The sequence below is a fragment of the Pseudoalteromonas sp. OF5H-5 genome, assembly GCF_021530695.1.
In the GTDB taxonomy this organism is placed as follows: Bacteria; Pseudomonadota; Gammaproteobacteria; order Enterobacterales; family Alteromonadaceae; genus Pseudoalteromonas.
Genome location: NZ_JAKGBF010000011.1, coordinates 18,214 through 35,013, shown reverse-complemented (window position 1 = coordinate 35,013; position 16,800 = coordinate 18,214). Strand labels below are relative to the sequence as shown.

At 43.8% G+C, this 16,800-nt stretch carries 14 protein-coding genes; 5 read left to right on the top strand and 9 right to left on the bottom strand.

Annotation, left to right across the window (positions count from 1 at the left end):
- The first annotated feature begins 199 nt into the window (after nucleotides 1-199).
- Entirely contained in the window at nucleotides 200-2,194 is a 1,995-nt protein-coding gene (tkt, locus tag L1271_RS16010) for a transketolase (protein ID WP_102057429.1), read from the top strand.
- 115 nt (nucleotides 2,195-2,309) lie between these two features.
- On the opposite strand, the gene L1271_RS16005 is transcribed toward tkt, so the two are convergent.
- The 7 genes from L1271_RS16005 to lptD all read right to left on the bottom strand — a co-directional run bounded on the left by L1271_RS16005 (nucleotide 2,310) and on the right by lptD (nucleotide 11,385).
- A complete protein-coding gene (locus L1271_RS16005; protein WP_235368280.1) occupies nucleotides 2,310-4,325 on the bottom strand; it encodes a methyl-accepting chemotaxis protein in 2,016 nt (671 codons plus the stop codon).
- Nucleotides 4,326-4,759: 434 nt separating this feature from the next.
- Complete coding sequence (locus tag L1271_RS16000; RefSeq protein ID WP_235368279.1) at nucleotides 4,760-5,557, bottom strand: symmetrical bis(5'-nucleosyl)-tetraphosphatase; 798 nt, start codon at nucleotides 5,555-5,557, stop codon at nucleotides 4,760-4,762.
- A 99-nt stretch (nucleotides 5,558-5,656) separates the two neighbouring features.
- On the bottom strand, nucleotides 5,657-6,046 hold the full coding sequence (gene apaG / locus L1271_RS15995; RefSeq protein WP_010606005.1) for a Co2+/Mg2+ efflux protein ApaG: 390 nt from the start codon (nucleotides 6,044-6,046) through the stop codon (nucleotides 5,657-5,659).
- Nucleotides 6,030-6,836, bottom strand: coding sequence for a 16S rRNA (adenine(1518)-N(6)/adenine(1519)-N(6))-dimethyltransferase RsmA (gene rsmA / locus L1271_RS15990; RefSeq protein ID WP_010606006.1), 807 nt, complete (start codon nucleotides 6,834-6,836; stop codon nucleotides 6,030-6,032). The genes apaG and rsmA overlap by 17 nt, the downstream gene beginning before the upstream one ends.
- The gene (pdxA, locus tag L1271_RS15985; RefSeq protein WP_174169782.1) at nucleotides 6,833-7,825 is read right to left on the bottom strand and encodes a 4-hydroxythreonine-4-phosphate dehydrogenase PdxA; all 993 of its coding nucleotides are present in this window, start codon (nucleotides 7,823-7,825) and stop codon (nucleotides 6,833-6,835) included. The genes rsmA and pdxA overlap by 4 nt, the downstream gene beginning before the upstream one ends.
- A 5-nt stretch (nucleotides 7,826-7,830) precedes the next feature.
- Nucleotides 7,831-9,123 carry a peptidylprolyl isomerase SurA gene (gene surA, locus L1271_RS15980; protein ID WP_010606008.1) on the bottom strand — a complete coding sequence of 431 codons (1,293 nt, stop codon included), beginning with the start codon at nucleotides 9,121-9,123 and terminating at the stop codon, nucleotides 7,831-7,833.
- 15 nt (nucleotides 9,124-9,138) lie between these two features.
- On the bottom strand, nucleotides 9,139-11,385 hold the full coding sequence (lptD, locus tag L1271_RS15975; RefSeq protein ID WP_102057427.1) for an LPS assembly protein LptD: 2,247 nt from the start codon (nucleotides 11,383-11,385) through the stop codon (nucleotides 9,139-9,141).
- Between the two features lie 112 nt (nucleotides 11,386-11,497).
- Between lptD and L1271_RS15970 the strand changes: the two genes are divergently transcribed.
- Genes L1271_RS15970 through djlA form a run of 3 tightly spaced genes read left to right on the top strand, consistent with a single transcriptional unit; the run spans nucleotide 11,498 to nucleotide 14,029 of the window.
- Nucleotides 11,498-12,493 (top strand): aminoglycoside phosphotransferase family protein, encoded by a 996-nt coding sequence (locus tag L1271_RS15970; RefSeq protein WP_235368278.1) that lies wholly within the window; start codon nucleotides 11,498-11,500, stop codon nucleotides 12,491-12,493.
- Nucleotides 12,494-12,501: 8 nt separating this feature from the next.
- Entirely contained in the window at nucleotides 12,502-13,194 is a 693-nt protein-coding gene (gene murU, locus L1271_RS15965) for an N-acetylmuramate alpha-1-phosphate uridylyltransferase MurU (protein ID WP_235368277.1), read from the top strand.
- The gene (gene djlA, locus L1271_RS15960) at nucleotides 13,184-14,029 is read left to right on the top strand and encodes a co-chaperone DjlA (RefSeq protein ID WP_010606012.1); all 846 of its coding nucleotides are present in this window, start codon (nucleotides 13,184-13,186) and stop codon (nucleotides 14,027-14,029) included. Before murU ends, djlA begins: the two co-directional genes overlap by 11 nt.
- A 9-nt stretch (nucleotides 14,030-14,038) precedes the next feature.
- Here djlA and L1271_RS15955 read toward each other — a convergent pair whose 3' ends face one another.
- Nucleotides 14,039-14,884 (bottom strand): DUF3530 family protein, encoded by an 846-nt coding sequence (locus L1271_RS15955; protein ID WP_235368276.1) that lies wholly within the window; start codon nucleotides 14,882-14,884, stop codon nucleotides 14,039-14,041.
- A gap of 120 nt (nucleotides 14,885-15,004) precedes the next feature.
- Between L1271_RS15955 and L1271_RS15950 the strand changes: the two genes are divergently transcribed.
- On the top strand, nucleotides 15,005-15,940 hold the full coding sequence (locus L1271_RS15950; protein WP_010606014.1) for a DUF368 domain-containing protein: 936 nt from the start codon (nucleotides 15,005-15,007) through the stop codon (nucleotides 15,938-15,940).
- Nucleotides 15,941-15,977: 37 nt separating this feature from the next.
- Here the strand turns inward: L1271_RS15950 and L1271_RS15945 are convergent, their stop codons facing one another.
- Entirely contained in the window at nucleotides 15,978-16,667 is a 690-nt protein-coding gene (locus L1271_RS15945; protein WP_235368275.1) for a 2OG-Fe(II) oxygenase, read from the bottom strand.
- Nucleotides 16,668-16,800: the final 133 nt, after the last annotated feature.

Genomic DNA, 16,800 nt, shown 5'->3' with positions numbered 1-16,800 from the left:
GGCGTATTCTAACCAAAAAACCTAGGCATTGACTAGTTATTTTACGCCTAGACGTCCAAAATTGTGCAAACTTTTTTAATGGTCGGAAAAAGTCCGTCTGTACCCGTTTTTTTATGGCCTTTGCCGTTGCAGTTAGCCATATAAATAAGTAAGAATGGGCTCAAACCCCCGCGAAACACATTTAAAGGTAGGAGAATTCATGCCATCTCGCAAAGAACTTGCTAATGCAATTCGCGTTCTTTCCATGGACGCTGTACAAAAGGCCAAGTCTGGCCACCCTGGAGCCCCTATGGGCATGGCGGACATCGCAGAAGTACTTTGGCGCGATTTTTTAAAGCACAACCCAAGTAATCCTGAGTGGTTCGACAGAGATCGCTTTGTATTATCAAACGGTCACGGCTCGATGTTAATTTATTCATTGTTGCATTTGTCGGGTTATGACTTATCAATTGATGACATCAAAAACTTCCGTCAGCTACACTCAAAAACACCAGGCCATCCAGAGTATGGTTATGCGCCGGGTATTGAAACTACTACAGGCCCATTAGGCCAGGGTATTACTAATGCGGTAGGTATGGCGATTGCTGAAAAAGCATTGGCTGCACAGTTTAACCGTGAAGATTACGACATCGTTAATCACTATACCTATGCTTTTTTAGGTGATGGTTGTTTGATGGAAGGTATCTCACACGAAGCTTGTTCACTTGCGGGTACCCTTGGTCTTGGCAAACTGATTGCATTTTGGGATGACAACGGTATTTCAATCGACGGTGAAGTTGAAGGTTGGTTTAGCGACGATACACCAAAACGCTTTGAGTCTTATGGCTGGCATGTTATCGCCGGTGTTGATGGTCACGATAGCGATGCGATTAAAGCGGCAATCGAAGCGGCGCAAGCAGAGTCTGACAAACCAACCCTTATCTGTTGTAAAACGGTTATCGGTTATGGTTCACCAAACAAGTCTGGTAGCCATGATTGTCACGGTGCACCGCTAGGTGATGATGAAATCAAAGCAGCACGTGAATTCCTTGGTTGGGAGCACGGCGCATTTGAAGTACCGGAAGATGTGTACGCGAAATGGGACGCAACAGCACGTGGTCAAAATCAACAAAGTGACTGGCTGATTAAGTTCACTGAATACCAAATGCATTATCCTGAGCTTGCTGCTGAGTTTGAGCGTCGCATGAAAGGCGAGCTTCCAGCAAACTGGTCTGAGAAAACAGAAGCGTATATTGCAGAGCTTCAAGCGAATCCTGCAAACCCAGCAACTCGTAAAGCATCACAAAATGCATTGAATGCTTTTGGTCCAATTCTACCTGAGTTTATGGGTGGCTCTGCTGACCTTGCGGGTTCTAACTTAACACTTTGGGATCAATCTAAAGGCTTAACGGCAGAAGATGCTGCGGGTAACTATATCTTCTACGGTGTGCGTGAATTTGGTATGTCTGCCATTATGAATGGTATTGCGCTACATAGAGGCTTTATCCCTTACGGTGCGACATTCCTAATGTTTATGGAATACGCGCGTAATGCCGTACGTATGGCTGCATTGATGAAACAAAGAAGCATCTTTGTGTATACTCATGATTCAATCGGTCTTGGTGAAGATGGTCCAACACACCAACCAGTAGAACAAATGGCGAACTTACGTACTACGCCAAACCTTGCGAGCTGGCGTCCATGTGACCAAGTTGAGTCAGCAGTTGCTTGGCAGCAAGCTGTTGAACGCGCTGATGGCCCATCTGCACTTGTATTTACCCGTCAGGGCCTTGCGCAGCAGCCTCGTACCGCTGAGCAGGTTGCAGCGATTAAGCAAGGTGGTTATGTACTATCTTGTGATGGTGAGCCTGAAATCATCCTTATTGCAACCGGTTCTGAAGTGCAACTTGCAGTTGAGTCTGCGGATAAGCTTCGTGCAGAAGGTAAAAAGGTACGTGTTGTGTCTATGCCTTCAACGGACATTTTTGATGCGCAATCTCCAGCATACAAAGAAAGCGTACTACCAAGCTCAGTAACGCGTCGCGTCGCTATCGAAGCGGGTATTGAGGACTTCTGGTACAAATATGTAGGCCTAAATGGTGCTATAGTTGGTATGACAACGTTTGGTGAGTCAGCGCCTGCTGATGAGCTATTCAAGCTATTTGGCTTTACGGTAGAAAATATCGTTGAGAAGGCAAACGCATTGTTTGCATAATCAAAGAAAAGAAACAAAAAACCCATGCCATGCATGGGTTTTTTTATGCTTAGGGGTTTTGCTAAACCCCTTAAAGTTTTGAGACTGTTTCCTGCTCAAAGCTCAGGTTAGATAGCTAAACCTTAAACTGTTCTACCGATAAGCGTAACTCTTCGGCGAGTTTGGCAACCTCAGAACTAGAGATTGAGGTCTGGCTTGCGCCTTCAGCTGTTTGCTCTGCGATTGTTACAATCGATTCTAAACGTTCACTAATTTCCTGTGCTACTTGTTGTTGCTCATTCGCCGCGTTTGCAATCTCTTCACTCACATCATGAGCCTGAGAAACGGCTGCAGTGATAGAGTTTAGTGCTTCATTAGCAAGGTCGCTCTGAGTTACGCACGACTCCGCCTGCTGCTTGCCTTTCGACATCGCGCCTACTGCTTCTTCGGCACCGGCTTGTAAGGATTCAATCATTGCTTGAATTTCTTGAGTCGACTCTTGAGTTTTACTTGCAAGCGAGCGTACTTCGTCTGCCACTACAGCGAAGCCACGACCTTGTTCACCCGCACGGGCGGCTTCGATTGCAGCGTTTAGTGCAAGGAGGTTAGTTTGCTCGGCAATGCCACGGATAACATCCAAAATACTACCTATCGACGCGCTGTCTTGATGTAGTTTGTTAATCACGCGAGAGGCTTCATCCACTTCTCTTGCGAGTTGCTCAATAGTGTGTTTGTTCTCATGTGAGATGCCTTTAACACGCTCAGCTTCTTTATCAGCATTTTTAATTTCCTGTAGTGCTTGATGTGCGCTGTTGCTTACACCGTGAGAAGTGCTACTCATCTCAGTTGTAGCGGTAGCTGCTTGCTCTACCTGTGCCTGCTGATTCTTAATTGCTTGGCTGGATTCCGTAGTTATAGTCGATGTTTCTTCGGACGCTGCAGCAAGCTGCGTCGAACGAGAAATAATGCCAGTGATAAGTTCACGTAAGCTAGAGATTAGGGTGTTACAGCTTCTAGATAATTCACCAAACTCATCTTTTGCTGTGTCATCTAAGCGCTGTGTCATATCGCCACTGGCGACAATGTTTAAGACTCGATTTACTTCCGATAGCGGTTTTGTGATACGACTAACGGTAATGTAGGCAACACCGACGGCCATTAACGTTGCTACTATCATACCAATCCAAGTCCATAGGTTTGCTGTGCCTACATCGGCACGTACCCCTTGTTGTAAGTTAAAGGCGACTTGGCTCGCTTCAGAGAGTAAATCATCTAGCTGAGATAGGGCTGCTTTTGTGGTTTTTTCTGCATTGGTTAGTTCTTTACGTGTCTCGGCTATCGCATTGATCAAGCGTTTTTGATTTTCCGTGATGCTGTTGCTGCCAGTAACTGCATCTTTCAAATTAGTGTAATAGCCTTCGAGATCAGCAAACAAACTACTATCAAGCGCGCTAACGGGGCCACGCATCAAATCAATATTGCGACCTAGCTCTTCAACGAGGTAGCTTTGATCCCTACTTACGATTTCCAGTGTATTGATGTCTTCAACAGTAACAATATCATTGGCGCTAGTCACAACAGAAGAAAAGTTATTTTCTAAGTTATTTGCAGCTTGAAAAGCACGTTTGTCAGCATCTTCTAAGCCATCCAAATCAATGATATCAACCGTCACCATAGTCGCATCTTCTGCGGCAACATCGATAGTAGATAACTGCTCTTTTAATTTGTCCCGTAACGAAAGCTCAGTTGTTTTCTCGTTTACCAAGCTGTTCATGGCTTTTACGAACGCATCATAACTTTTGCCAACATCACGACTGCTTGAGGCCAATTTATTATTAGCGGCAACGACCTGTTGCAGCTCTGAATAGGTTTTGTCGAAGATCTTCTGGCGCTCTTTAAATTGCTGTTTTAGCGTCGCCAGTTCAGTCTCTGAACGCGCGTAAAAACTTCCCTGAGCCATTTTGCTCATTAAAGTAAACTCTACTTGCAGCGCAGAGCTTTTAGAGAGAGCTGGTAAAGACAGGTTATTAACCTGTTGAGTTGAGTTGTCAATGTTCGCAATTCTAAATAAAGAATTGCCCCCGATAAGAAGAAGCAACAAGGTGATGGTAATAAAACCACCCCAAATACGTTGGCTAACAGTCAAATTCATAGCTGTCCTACAAAATTTACAAAGCAATACGGATACTTATCGGATTTATTGCGGATAAGTTAAGTATTTTATAGCAGATGTGACAAAAAAATTCAGTAAAAAAGGTCGGATTACAAAAAATAGCAGCTCAACGGATAAAAAGTATAAGCTTCACGTTTTCTTCGAGTGTAGCTTAGTTTTGTAAAAATTAAAGTGGGTGATTACCCTAGATTCGACTTAGGAAAGTTAAATAACCTGAGCTTCGGATAATTAATGCTTTTCTAGCAGCCAGTTTTAGCGCTAACTGCGTTGAATTCACTTCCAATAGCCAGCTATTGGTGCGTAAATTCGCCTGGTTATCCCCAAAACTCTCTGGCTAGATAAGGAAATAATTTAATGTGATTTTAAAAACAACGAGTTAGCTCATTTCTTATCCAAACCTCAGGTTAAATAGCTTAATTGTGCTGGTACTTTTCACCACTGTTGATATTTATCATCGTCATAGGACCTCCCCACACGCAGCCAGTGTCTAAGGCTATAATATTTTTCTTGTTGGTTTCGCCTTCCAAAGCAGCCCAGTGGCCGAAAAGTAGGGTAGTGTCGGCTGGTGTTTGGCTGAGCTCAAACCACGGAGTGAGACCTGCCGCATCTTTTAGGCCAGATTTGTTCTTAAGATCCAGTTCGCCATTTTGTTTTAGAAAGCGCATTCGAGTGAAGACGTTAACAATGGCTTTAAATTTATCTTGTTCACTGAGCTTGTTGTGCTCAAGTCCTGGGTGAGCACCGTACATATTGGCGTAAAACTCAGGGGCTTTTGTTGATTGATAAATGGTTTCGGCAAAGCGTGCATATTCTAGCGCTTGCGTAATATTCCAGCTTGGATGAATACCTGCATGAGAAATAAAAGTTTGCTGTGTTTCAAGCCAAATAGCGAGGGGCTGTGCACGTAATAAGTCAGCATATTTTTGGCATTTAGGGCTGGCAAAAACCGCATCTAATTTATCTTTTGGGTTCGGAGCGACACCCAAAGCAAGACATGCTAAAAAGTGGAGATCGTGATTGCCGAGTGTAATGCTAATAGAGCCTGCGTGTTGATAGAGAAACTCTAGGCAAGCAAGTGAATCGGGTCCTCTGGCGATGATGTCACCGACAAAGTATAAATGGTCTTGGCTTGGGTTAAAGTTGACTTGATCGAGTAGCCCGATGAGTGGAGTGAAGCAGCCTTGCAAGTCTCCAATTGCGTATTTTGCCATTTATTACCTGTGGTTTTTTATAACTCAATGTTTTTATTCTGATGTCTAGCATGTATGAGGAACGCGGGGTAAGCCCGCTTCCGCAAAATAAAAATGGTATTAATGCAAAATATTTGGACAGGAAAGTCTAAATACATTGATTGGCGCTTTAAACTCAGTGCCAAACTCATTACGCATTAAATAAAACCCTTCCATTGTACCAACGGGAGTATCGAGCACCGCGCCGCTGGTGTACTGATAGCTCTCGCCAGGACGAATAGTGGGCTGCTCACCAACGACACCTTCACCTTCGACTTCAGTCTCTTTGCCATTAGCGTCGGTAATGAGCCAATAGCGGCTATGTAGCTTGGCATTACATAAGCTATGGTTTTTGATGGTAATTGTATAGGCAAACACATATTTATCCTTTTCAGGCTGTGATTGCGCTTCAACGTAAAAGGTCTCCACCGATACTTTGATAGGTGAGCCAATATTAGTTTGAGTTGTCATATATCCAATTTGCAATTTCAATAAACTGGTTAAGCGACAGGTTTTCAGCGCGAAGTGTAGGGTCGATACCTAAGTTTCGCAGCTGCTCTTCGGTTAACAGGTTCGATAAGCTATTTCTTAGTGTCTTACGACGTTGGTTGAACGCTTCTAAACAAACAGTGTTCAAAAGCTTAGTGCTCTTAGCTGTACGTTGCGACGGATCTTTTGGGATCAATCGAACAACGGCCGAGTCAACTTTAGGTGCTGGTTTAAAGCAATGTGGTGGCACTTCGATCACAGGAATAGCGTGACAATAGTACTGCGTCATGACGCTTAAGCGACCAAAGGCCTTGCTGCCTGGGCCTGCAACCATACGGTTAACCACTTCTTTTTGCAGCATAAAGTGCATATGCTCGACCTGATCTGCAAACTCAAATAAGTGAAATAGCAAAGGGGTTGATACGTTGTAAGGTAAGTTACCAAAGATCTTCAGTTTTTCCCCTTCTTTGATTAAAGAAGAGAAATCAAACTTCATCGCGTCGCCTTGGTGAACCGTTAATTTAGGTCCCAAGAATGGGTGATGGATCAAGCGCTCGGCAAGATCTTTATCGAGTTCTACAACGGTTAGGTGGCCACTTAAATCACAAACAGGTTCAGTGATAGCACCTAAACCAGGACCGATTTCAACCAGATTGTCTTCAGGTTTTGGGTCGATAGCAGTTACTATCTTGTCGATAATATTGTTGTCATTTAAGAAGTTTTGACCAAAGCGTTTACGCGCTCTGTGTCCGAGATGTACTTTATCTGTCATGCATTCTGTGCTTTTTTGGTTGCGAGCTTAATTGCTTCGCGGATCGCTAATTCAAAACTACCCACTTCAACATCACCAGAGCCGGCTAAATCAAGCGCTGTACCGTGATCAACCGATGTGCGAACAAAGGGTAATCCTAGGGTGATGTTTACTGAGTTTCCAAAACCTTTATATTTTAACACAGGTAAGCCCTGATCGTGATACATTGCGAGCACAGCATCAGCATTATCTAAATATTTAGCTTGGAAAAGGGTGTCAGCTGGCAGCGGTCCAACCAAGTTCATGCCTTGTTTATTCAGCATTTCCAGTGTTGGCTCAATGGTTTCTATTTCTTCACGACCAAGATGACCACTTTCTCCAGCGTGCGGATTTAATCCACAAACTAATACCCTGGGTTGTTCAATACCAAACTTGGTTTGTAGGTCGTGATGTAAAATATGAATGACTTTGCTGAGACGCTCAGGCGTAATTGCCTTTGATACGTACGCCAGTGGGATATGCGTAGTTACTAGCGCTACACGCAGCCCTTCGGTTGCGAGTAGCATTACGACATCAGCGGTATCAGACTGTTGTGCAAAGTACTCAGTATGGCCGCTAAACGAGATCCCAGCTTGGTTAATAATGCCTTTATGAACTGGGCCCGTGACTACCGCTGCAAATGTCCCATCCATATTCTTTTCAGAGGCAATGCGCAAGGTTTCGAGCACATAATGGCCATTGGCTTCATCTAATTGACCAGCGACCACTTCAGCACCTTTGTCTACTTGAAGGTAGTAAATGGCACCAGCAGGTGCCGCTTCAGGCGCAGCTTCGCTGTCAAATGGCAGCAACTTGATTTGCTCACCGAGTTCTTTGGCGCGTTTTTCTAGAATACTTTTATCAGCCACCGCAACCAACTGAGCAGGCCATGCGTGCTGAGCCAGTTTGATAACAAGATCTGGGCCAATACCTGCAGGCTCACCCGGTGTAATTGCGATTCTGAGTGTCATAGCCGTTATTCCGCTTCGATAATTTCAATATGCGCTTGGTCACGCATTTCTTTAATCCATTTAAAGCTTTCTTCTTTAAATTTACGGTTAAACAACAGACGGTGTGCGCGATTTAACTTGGCTTGTTCTGTTTTATCGGCTACGCGTTTATCTAGCAGTTGTACAATATGCCAGCCAAATGTACTTCTAAATGGTTCACTGATCTGATCTTTTTCTAGCGACAACAGAGTGTCTCTAAACGCAGGTACGTATGTAGTTGGATCTGTCCAATCGTACTCACCACCTTTAAGTGCAGAGCCTGGATCTTCAGAATATTCTTTAGCCAGCGCTGCAAAGTCAGCGGTACCTGCGCGCAAGTCTTTTACAAAGCCAGTTAGCATTGAGCGTGCTTTTTCTTCACTTAGGATAATAGACGGCTTGATTAAGATATGACGTGAACGCACCTCAACAGTTTCAACGACTTCACGACCACGAATATCTTGTACTTTTAGAATGTGGAAACCTGCACCTGAGCGCAGTGGACCAACTATGTCGTCTTTTTTCGCACCTTTTATGGCCTCAGCGAACAAGGTTGGCATTTCGTTAATTCCCATCCAGCCTAATTGACCACCATCGAGCGCTTTTGAGCCGCTAGAAGAAGCAATTGCGATGCGCTTGAACTCTTTACCTTCGTTCAAAAACTTAATCACGTTATCAGCGCGCTCACGAGCGTCTTCAATTTCTTCTGGAGTCGCTTTATTTGGGATCTTAATCAAGATATGGCCGATATCATACTCTTCCGAGTTACCCGTTTGCTCACTCAATATTTTTTGCAGGTTAGTCACCTCTTGAGGGCTAATATAAATACGGCGGTCAACACTGGCACGGCGCACTTGGCTTGTGGTTATTTCTTTACGGATCTCTTCTCGGTATGCCGGGAAGCTTTCGCCGCTAGCTTCAACTGAGCGACGTAAATCAGCGATAGTACCACCTTGGTCTTGGGCAATATTCGCAATGGTCTGATCCAATTGAGCATCTGAAATTTGCATACCCATACGGTCACCCAGTTGCAACATTAAAGATTGCTCAATGAGTTTATCGATGGCTTGTAAGCGTAATGTTCTATCGCTAGGAAGTTCGGTACCTTGCTGCTCAGCCTGTTCTTTTACACGATTTATTATTTGATCGACTTCGCTTTGTAAAATTACACCATCATTTACTGTGGCAACAACTGTATCTAGCTTTACACGCTCAGCATGTGCTTGAGTAAACAGGCCTGCACTTAAGGAGGCCACTAATAACAACTTTTTTAAATTCATACGGCTTTCTAAATTCTATTTATTCAAAAAATACGGTCTACGGTAACCAAAAATACCCTGTCGAAGGAGTTTACTCGCATCACCACTGCTTTGGCTTCCAAGCCCTGTAAGGACAAATTTCAGGCTGAAGCCAGAATCAAACACTGCTTCATCATTTGTAAGTGTTTGGTTTAAGTTTGTTTCAATTTGACGATTCGCAGTCACCTGAATAGCCCAACAACAAGACTGGTATTGAACACCAACAAAGGATTCAACACTTCTATTTGCCGTCATATCTCGGTGATAGCTTGCTACAAATTGCCAGTTATCGTCAATTGGTAAACTTGTAAAGAGACCGACTTGGTCAATTTCATAGTCTGAGACATCATTAACATAACGATGGTTCAATTGCACTAACTGCTTATCGTCACCTTTATAGTCCAAAGTAAAGTGAGACTGCACTAACTCTTTGCTATCCACATCATATTGCACCCCACCTGAGAGGTACCAGCGCTTATGCCAATGTAACATGGATTCAGCGGCAAATAGTGCATTATAGTTGGTATCATCAGTAAATAGCTGTTCAGAAGGCTTTACAGATGACTCAAGATAAATGATCTGACCTGCACTGAAGTTAAAGCGCTCGACATTACTGCTATCGAATACACGCGTAGTTGCACCCACCGTGAATTGATTGGCTTCTGCAATACGGTCATAACCTGAGTAACGGCGTGCTCTAAACAGACCAATAAAGTCATCTTGTAACTTAGCAGTATCGTACCAGCCAATTTGGCTTTGCTCTCTGTGAGGTGTGTAAAGGTACTGAATTTGTGGCTCAAGCGTTTGCGTACCTTGTTCAAAAAAGAACTCGGTACTGCGTTCAAAGTTCAGTTGTCCGTGTACCCGTAAACTAGGCAATGTACGCGTGACAGACTCCTCATACTCTGTATCAGGCATATCTATATTTTGTTCATAACGCGTGTGAAGTAGGCGTGCCTCGGAGGTAAATGACCAAGCGTAGTCGCTGCGTGAAAAAGACACGCGAGGCTCTAGGTGTAATCGCGACGCCTCTGAGATTGGCAAAGCATCATTTTGAAAATAGGCAAACTCACCCTCAAAGTCCCAATCAAGGCCAACAAGTTCATAGCTGTCCCGTGTACGGAAGCTAATTTGCGGTAGTGCAGTGTAGGATTCTCTGTGGTCACCCAACACTTCAAAATCTTGCAACTTTAAGTCGACTAACCAGTCTTCACCAAGGTAACTTAGACTGCCGGTGCGATATAACTGAGTGTCAGTTTCATTGGCGTATTCGGATGTTAAGTCAGTGAGATAGTTATCGTCACTCACATTTGTAACATCAACAAACGCACGCCATTTATCACTTAAATAGCTTTTTTGTTGCCAATGCACTAAATAGCGATCGTCTAGCTGTGGCTCGGAATCATCCTTACTGAGGTATTCGACGCCAATTTTACCTTGATGTTGTTCAGTTAAATATCTGAACTCGGTAATAAGCTGAAATCCTTTATTAGCCATGTACCTTGGTGTTAGGGTCGCGTCGTAGTTAGGAGCTAGATTGAGATAATAAGGGGTGATCAGCTCCAAGCCAAACTTATTTGAGCTGGAAATTGTCGGTGTCAGCAGGCCAGATTTTCGTCTATCATCGATTGGAAACGTAAAGTAGGGTAAATAGATAATTGGCGTGTCCATAATTTTGAACACCGTATTATAGGTTTCACCCCAACCGTCTTCTCGAGAAAGTACAATACTGCTTGCCTCGATACTCCAAAATGGGTCATCAGCAGGACACGTGGTGAAGCTAGAGTTGTCGAGTGAAATTTTGCTGCCAGAGGCATGCAACTTCTCTGCACCACCGCGCCCCAGCTGGTCTGTTAATTCATATTCAGCACCAAGCAAGCTCACGGTGTTAGCATTTAAATCCGCGAATAGCCCATTGCTGTGAACTTTGGTAAATTGGTCACGATAGAGTAGTGGTCCAGAAGCGCTGAGCAGGCCTTCTTTTTTATCGATTAGCGCACGTCTAGCTTCTAAGCTCATGGTTTCAGTGTTAATCACCACATTACCCGAAAACTCAGCACTATCAGTACCTTGTAGTTCTAAGTCATCGGCAACGATATCAATGGCATGTTTGGGCAGCGAGGCTAACGGCTTCCAGTTTTCTGGCTGCATATAGTCTTTACATTGTGCGGCGACAATGTTCGTATTAGCAAAAGCTGTAGAATGAATCGCGGATAATACAGCCAAGCCCCAAATTTTGCGCATTTAATAACCTATTAGCTGAGCATTTAATAATAAGCTCATCATGATAAATGAAAACTGTCGGAAATACAGTAGCATTTAAATATTTACAAGTAGAAGGTGTAATAGTTAATCCATGAATAGTCAAAACCAGCGCGCCGAGTTTATACAGCAAGCAATACATAGTGACGATTTTACGTGTGAGGCTATCACCTCGGATGCCAGTTTCCGGCGTTATTATCGCGTCAAACAACAAACGATGTCGTGGATCTTAATGGAGACACCGGTCGATAAACTCGATAATGCCCCTTTTATTGGTTTAAATACGGTGTTTGCAGAGCAAGACCTTAATGTGCCAGAAATTCTTGCGAGTAATGAAGAACAAGGGCTGTTACTGTTACAAGATTTAGGCTCTGAGCATTTGGCCGATAGGTTGGCATTGCCTTCTCGGCTAGAGGATTATCGTGCGTTGATAGCGCTTATTCCAGAAATAGCCAAAACACCAAAGAGTGAATGGATGAAGCCCTATGATGCTGAGTTCGTTGATATGGAACTTAATATCTTTTACGAGTGGCTTGTAACAAAATGGCTTGGTTTAACACCCACCGAATATCAACAAGTGCAATGGCATAATGTGAAGTTGAAACTCGTTGATGCGATGACTCGTCAGCCGCAGGCCACGATGCATCGAGATTTTCATAGCCGCAACCTGATATGTCATCAGTCTCAGTGGTATCTCATTGATTATCAGGATGCGGTACAAGGACCTGTCACTTATGATGCGGTTTCTCTGTTGCGGGATTGTTATACTCGTCTTGATGTACATGAGTTTACCGAGCTTCAGCAACATAGTTTTGATTGTTTAAAAGCGGCAAATTTATTAGGCGGCATGGATTTTAGCACCTATCAACATTACTTTGACTTAACGGGGATGCAAAGGCACCTTAAAGCTGCCGGGATTTTTACTCGTCTATTGCAGCGAGACGGCAAAGGCGGGTACTTAGAAAATATTTTGCCAACGTTACGCTACCTCGTTGAAGTAGCGAATAAGTATAAAGAATTTCAGTGGCTTGCAAGCTGGCTAGAGAATGACATAATGCCTCAAGCGCAGGCCAAATTAGGCACAAAATAGAAGTAACAATGAAAGCGATAATTTTATCTGCCGGTCGTGGTAAACGCATGATGCCACTGACCGCGAACCAACCAAAACCTATGCTTAACGTCGCGGGAAAGCCACTACTTGAGCATCATATCGAGCGTTTAAAAGCGGCTGGGATCTGCGATATCGTGATAAATCTTGCATGGCAAGGTCAGGTGATAAAAGACTATCTCGGCAATGGTAGTCACTTCGGTGTCAATATTGAGTACAGTGATGAACCTGAGGGTGGATTAGAAACCGCAGGTGGAATCATTCAAGCACTGCCGATGTTATGTGAACAGGATGACAGCTTTATTGTACTCAATGGCGATATTTTTACGGACTATGATGTCAGCAGCCTAATGCAGTTACAGCTCGGCAGCACAGCAGAGGGCCATTGCGAGGCGCACATTGTGTTGGTAGAAAATCCCGAACATAATCCTGAAGGCGATTTTTGCCTTGCCCATCAACCGCTCAATCAGCAAAAATATACCTTGTCTGGTATTGGCAAATATCACCAAAGTTTTTTTACCGAGCTTGGGACTGGCTTTATAAAACTAGGGCCGTTGCTGCGCAGTGGGCTTGAGCAGCATAAAGTTTCTACTGAACTGTACTTGGGCGCATGGGACGACATCGGCACGCCAGAGCGACTAAAAATGATCAACGAAAAGTTAGGGTATAGCGATGTGGGGTAAATTATTAGGCACAATTTTCGGCTTTTTATTTGGTCGTTGGTTAGGCGCTATTTTAGGTTTTTATCTCGGCCATTTATTTGATAAAAGTTTGCGTCAGGATTTTGATAAAGTCGGTGGCTTTCAAGGTTTCATGAAAGGTGAAGATCTGCATGAGCGCCAAGCCTTGTTCTTTTCCAGCTGTTTTTCTGTGATGGGACATATTGCGAAGTCTAATGGTCGAGTCAGCGAAATCCACATTCAAGCTGCGTCTGCGTTTATGAGCGAAATGGGCTTGCAGGGTGAAGAGCGAAAAGAAGCACAACATGCGTTTACTGCGGGAAAAAGCAGTGACTTTTCGATAAAAGAAGCGGTTACCGATTTTAAAGAAGCTTTTGCCAGACGCTATGACTTGAGGCAGCTGTTTTTAGAGATTCAAATTCAAATGGCATTTTGTGATGGTCATGTGTCTGATGCGGAGAAGGCCTTACTTAAACAGGTGAGCAAGTATTTAGGCTTTGCAGAAACACACTTTTTATTCCTGCTAAAACGCTACCAAGCAGAATTTGAGTTTCGCCGCTCACAGGCGTCGGGGAGATCGCAACATCAATACCAGCAACATGGCGGCCGTCAACCAGCATCACAAGATAATGGCTTAAGCCGTGCTAAAGCTTTGGCTGTACTGGGATTGAGTGAAGAGGCAAATGAGCGTGATATCAAAAAAGCTTACCGCAAACTGATGTCGCAGCATCACCCTGACAAATTGGTGTCTCAGGGATTACCTAAGCATATGATGGAAGTTGCAAAGCGTAAAAGCCAAGATATTCAGTCTGCCTATGAATATTTAAAAAAGAGCTAATCTGAAAAGCTATAAGACGCGTAAAAAGCCGAGTAACTCCTTTCTGAGCCTTTGATGTTGGAGTGGATCGGTTTTTTCTCCAAAAAGCTCCCGTTGGCGATAATCAAATTTACTGTTTTTTCTCGCCCAGCGCGCTCTGTCCGGCGTATTGTCGACCACAATAGGATTGTCAAAACTGTAGTAAACATCCAGTAAAGCAGGGCTTATCAGAGAAAGGTTGGATGCTAAGTGCTTTTGCCGCGTTGCATTAGGCAGTTGTGGGCTAACAACGGCAAAGGCATCGATACGTAGTTTGGGCAGAGTAGCTAAGTGCTCACCGAATAAACCTGCGCTATTACCAAATGCGACAACCACCAACTTTTCTGTTTGAGTCATGGACAGGGTGTTGTAAAGCACCTCAAAGCGGCTGATCAGGGCCATTTTATATTCGTCGAGATTAGATTCTGAAATGGGTGCAAGCGTTTGCTGAGCCGGTTTTTCAGCATCGGGGAGCGCGATGTCTTGCTCTAGCAGACTTGGTGCATAAGAAAGGTCCGGCGGAGTAAGGGTATAGGTGTCGTAGCCATCATCGCTTAAGCGCTTTGCAAGAAAGCTTATGCCGCTGTTATTGAGCGGTGGAGTTTGCATGTCTGGTAATAAGATCACGATGCCTTCACGAGCAGCTGCCATATATTCTTGATGAAATACATAAAAGCTTTCGTTTTCGCTTTCCAGTTTCATCAGTTGCGATGGCTCGTAGAAGCGATTAGCGTCTTGCTGATAAAGAGAACCAAGTGGTGCTGCGTCAATATGTTCTGCTGCAAAAGTCGTCGCGGGTAAAGCGGTAACAAGTAATAAAAGCGTTCTGATGATCATGGTACAAGCGCGTAAAATATCATAATTGGTTATCGACCAGTTAAGTGAAAGCTTTAGCTGTCGCTATTTTTTAGCGTTTTAAGTTAAACTGCTCGGCAGTGGAAATGAAAGGAGAAATTTGTGCAGTATAAAGATAGCAAACGAGACTATCTCTTTATGTTTTTAAAAGGGGCCGGAATGGGGGCTGCGGATGTTGTCCCAGGCGTTTCTGGCGGTACTATCGCTTTTATTACTGGTATCTATGCACGTTTTTTAAATGCCATCAAAAGTGTGAACTTACAGGCTTTGAGCACTTTGCGTCGTGACGGCCTAAAAGCAACGTGGCAGTACATTGATGGTAGCTTTTTACTGGCGGTATTTTCTGGTTTGCTCATCAGTGCAGCGTCTTTGGCGAAGGTGATCACTTATTTATTGGAAGCACATCAAACATTGGTATGGTCATTTTTCTTTGGTCTTATCGTCGCTTCTTTTATTTATGTTGCAAAACAGGTCTCTCATTGGAACGGCCAAAATATTATCGCCTGCGCAGTTGGTGCTGTCGTGGCCTTTGCTATTACTTCTCTTTCACCAGCTGAAGCGCAAGCATCTCATTGGATGTTTTTTATCTCAGGTGCTATTGCCATTTGCGCGATGATCTTACCTGGGATCTCAGGGAGCTTTATTCTACTGTTATTGGGTATGTATGGCCATGTACTCAGTGCGGTGAACCAGCTTGAATTTGGCTTAGTGAGTCTATTCTTACTAGGTTGTATTGTGGGGTTAATGTCGTTTTCGCGCCTACTCAGCTGGCTATTGGCGCACTATCAACAAGTAACGTTTTCGCTACTAGCTGGCTTTTTACTTGGCTCGCTTAATTTATTGTGGCCTTGGAAACAAGTGCTTACGACTTACGTGAATTCCAGTGGTATAGAAAAGCCATTGAGTCAGGCCAATATTTTGCCAGCACAATACAGTACGCTGTATGGTCAAGACCCGAATACGTTGGCATGTATTGCGCTTGCCATCGCAGGCCTTGCGCTGATCTTAACCATTGAAAAGATAAGCGAAAAATATTAATAACATAGACATCTAGAACAATAGATACGTGTTGAGCTTACGTGTCTATTGTTCTAAACCATCCAGTCACAGAAAGTCGCGGCGCTTTTGTAAATGGCGCGACGTAAGTCACAGAATGAATTTTACTTACATCAAAAACCACCAGTGAATTGAACTTAGGTGCATAACTTTTAGTGGGTGTGCCATCACGTTCAAAAAACTGCAGTAGCCCGCCCCAGTCAGGGTGCCAACTTTTGCTTAGGCTAAGTACATAGGCATAAACCCGGCCCTCAGCTTCAACAATATCATTATGTCGCGTTAAATACTGACCACCAATAAATCGTGTTGCTTGGGCAGAGGTACGGATAATGTTCTGTCCAGATATCGCGGAAAAGCAGGACTGTACAGCGCTACTATTGAGGTTATTGTAGAGCTTTTTCAGCGCGTCAGGGCTCGTCGATTCTATGGAGTGGCGGCCATACATAAAACCAACGCCACGTGATGCATAGCTATGTATATCTTCGAGCAAGGCTTGCTGCTCTTGCGGTGTTAAGGCAAGAATATCACTGTCTTTGACTGATTTTGCTGTCCCGTTATGAAAAAGTGCGAGTTGGTAGTCTAGGTTACAGAGGCACTCATGTAGTTGTTGAGCGTTTGTATCGTCTAGAATATTTTCAATCCGTGCAAAGCCTTCGTTGCTCAATTTTTGCTGTAATTCAATTTGTTGTTGCTGCGAAAGTTGAAGCATAAATACCTACTGCTGATGTATGGGCCTGTTTGTAATATTGTAAACAGGATGCCTTAGACTTCAGTCCAATGCTGATTATTTTTTATCTATGCTAAAGTGAGTTTGGCTGAAATGCCATCCCTCTGCACTCATC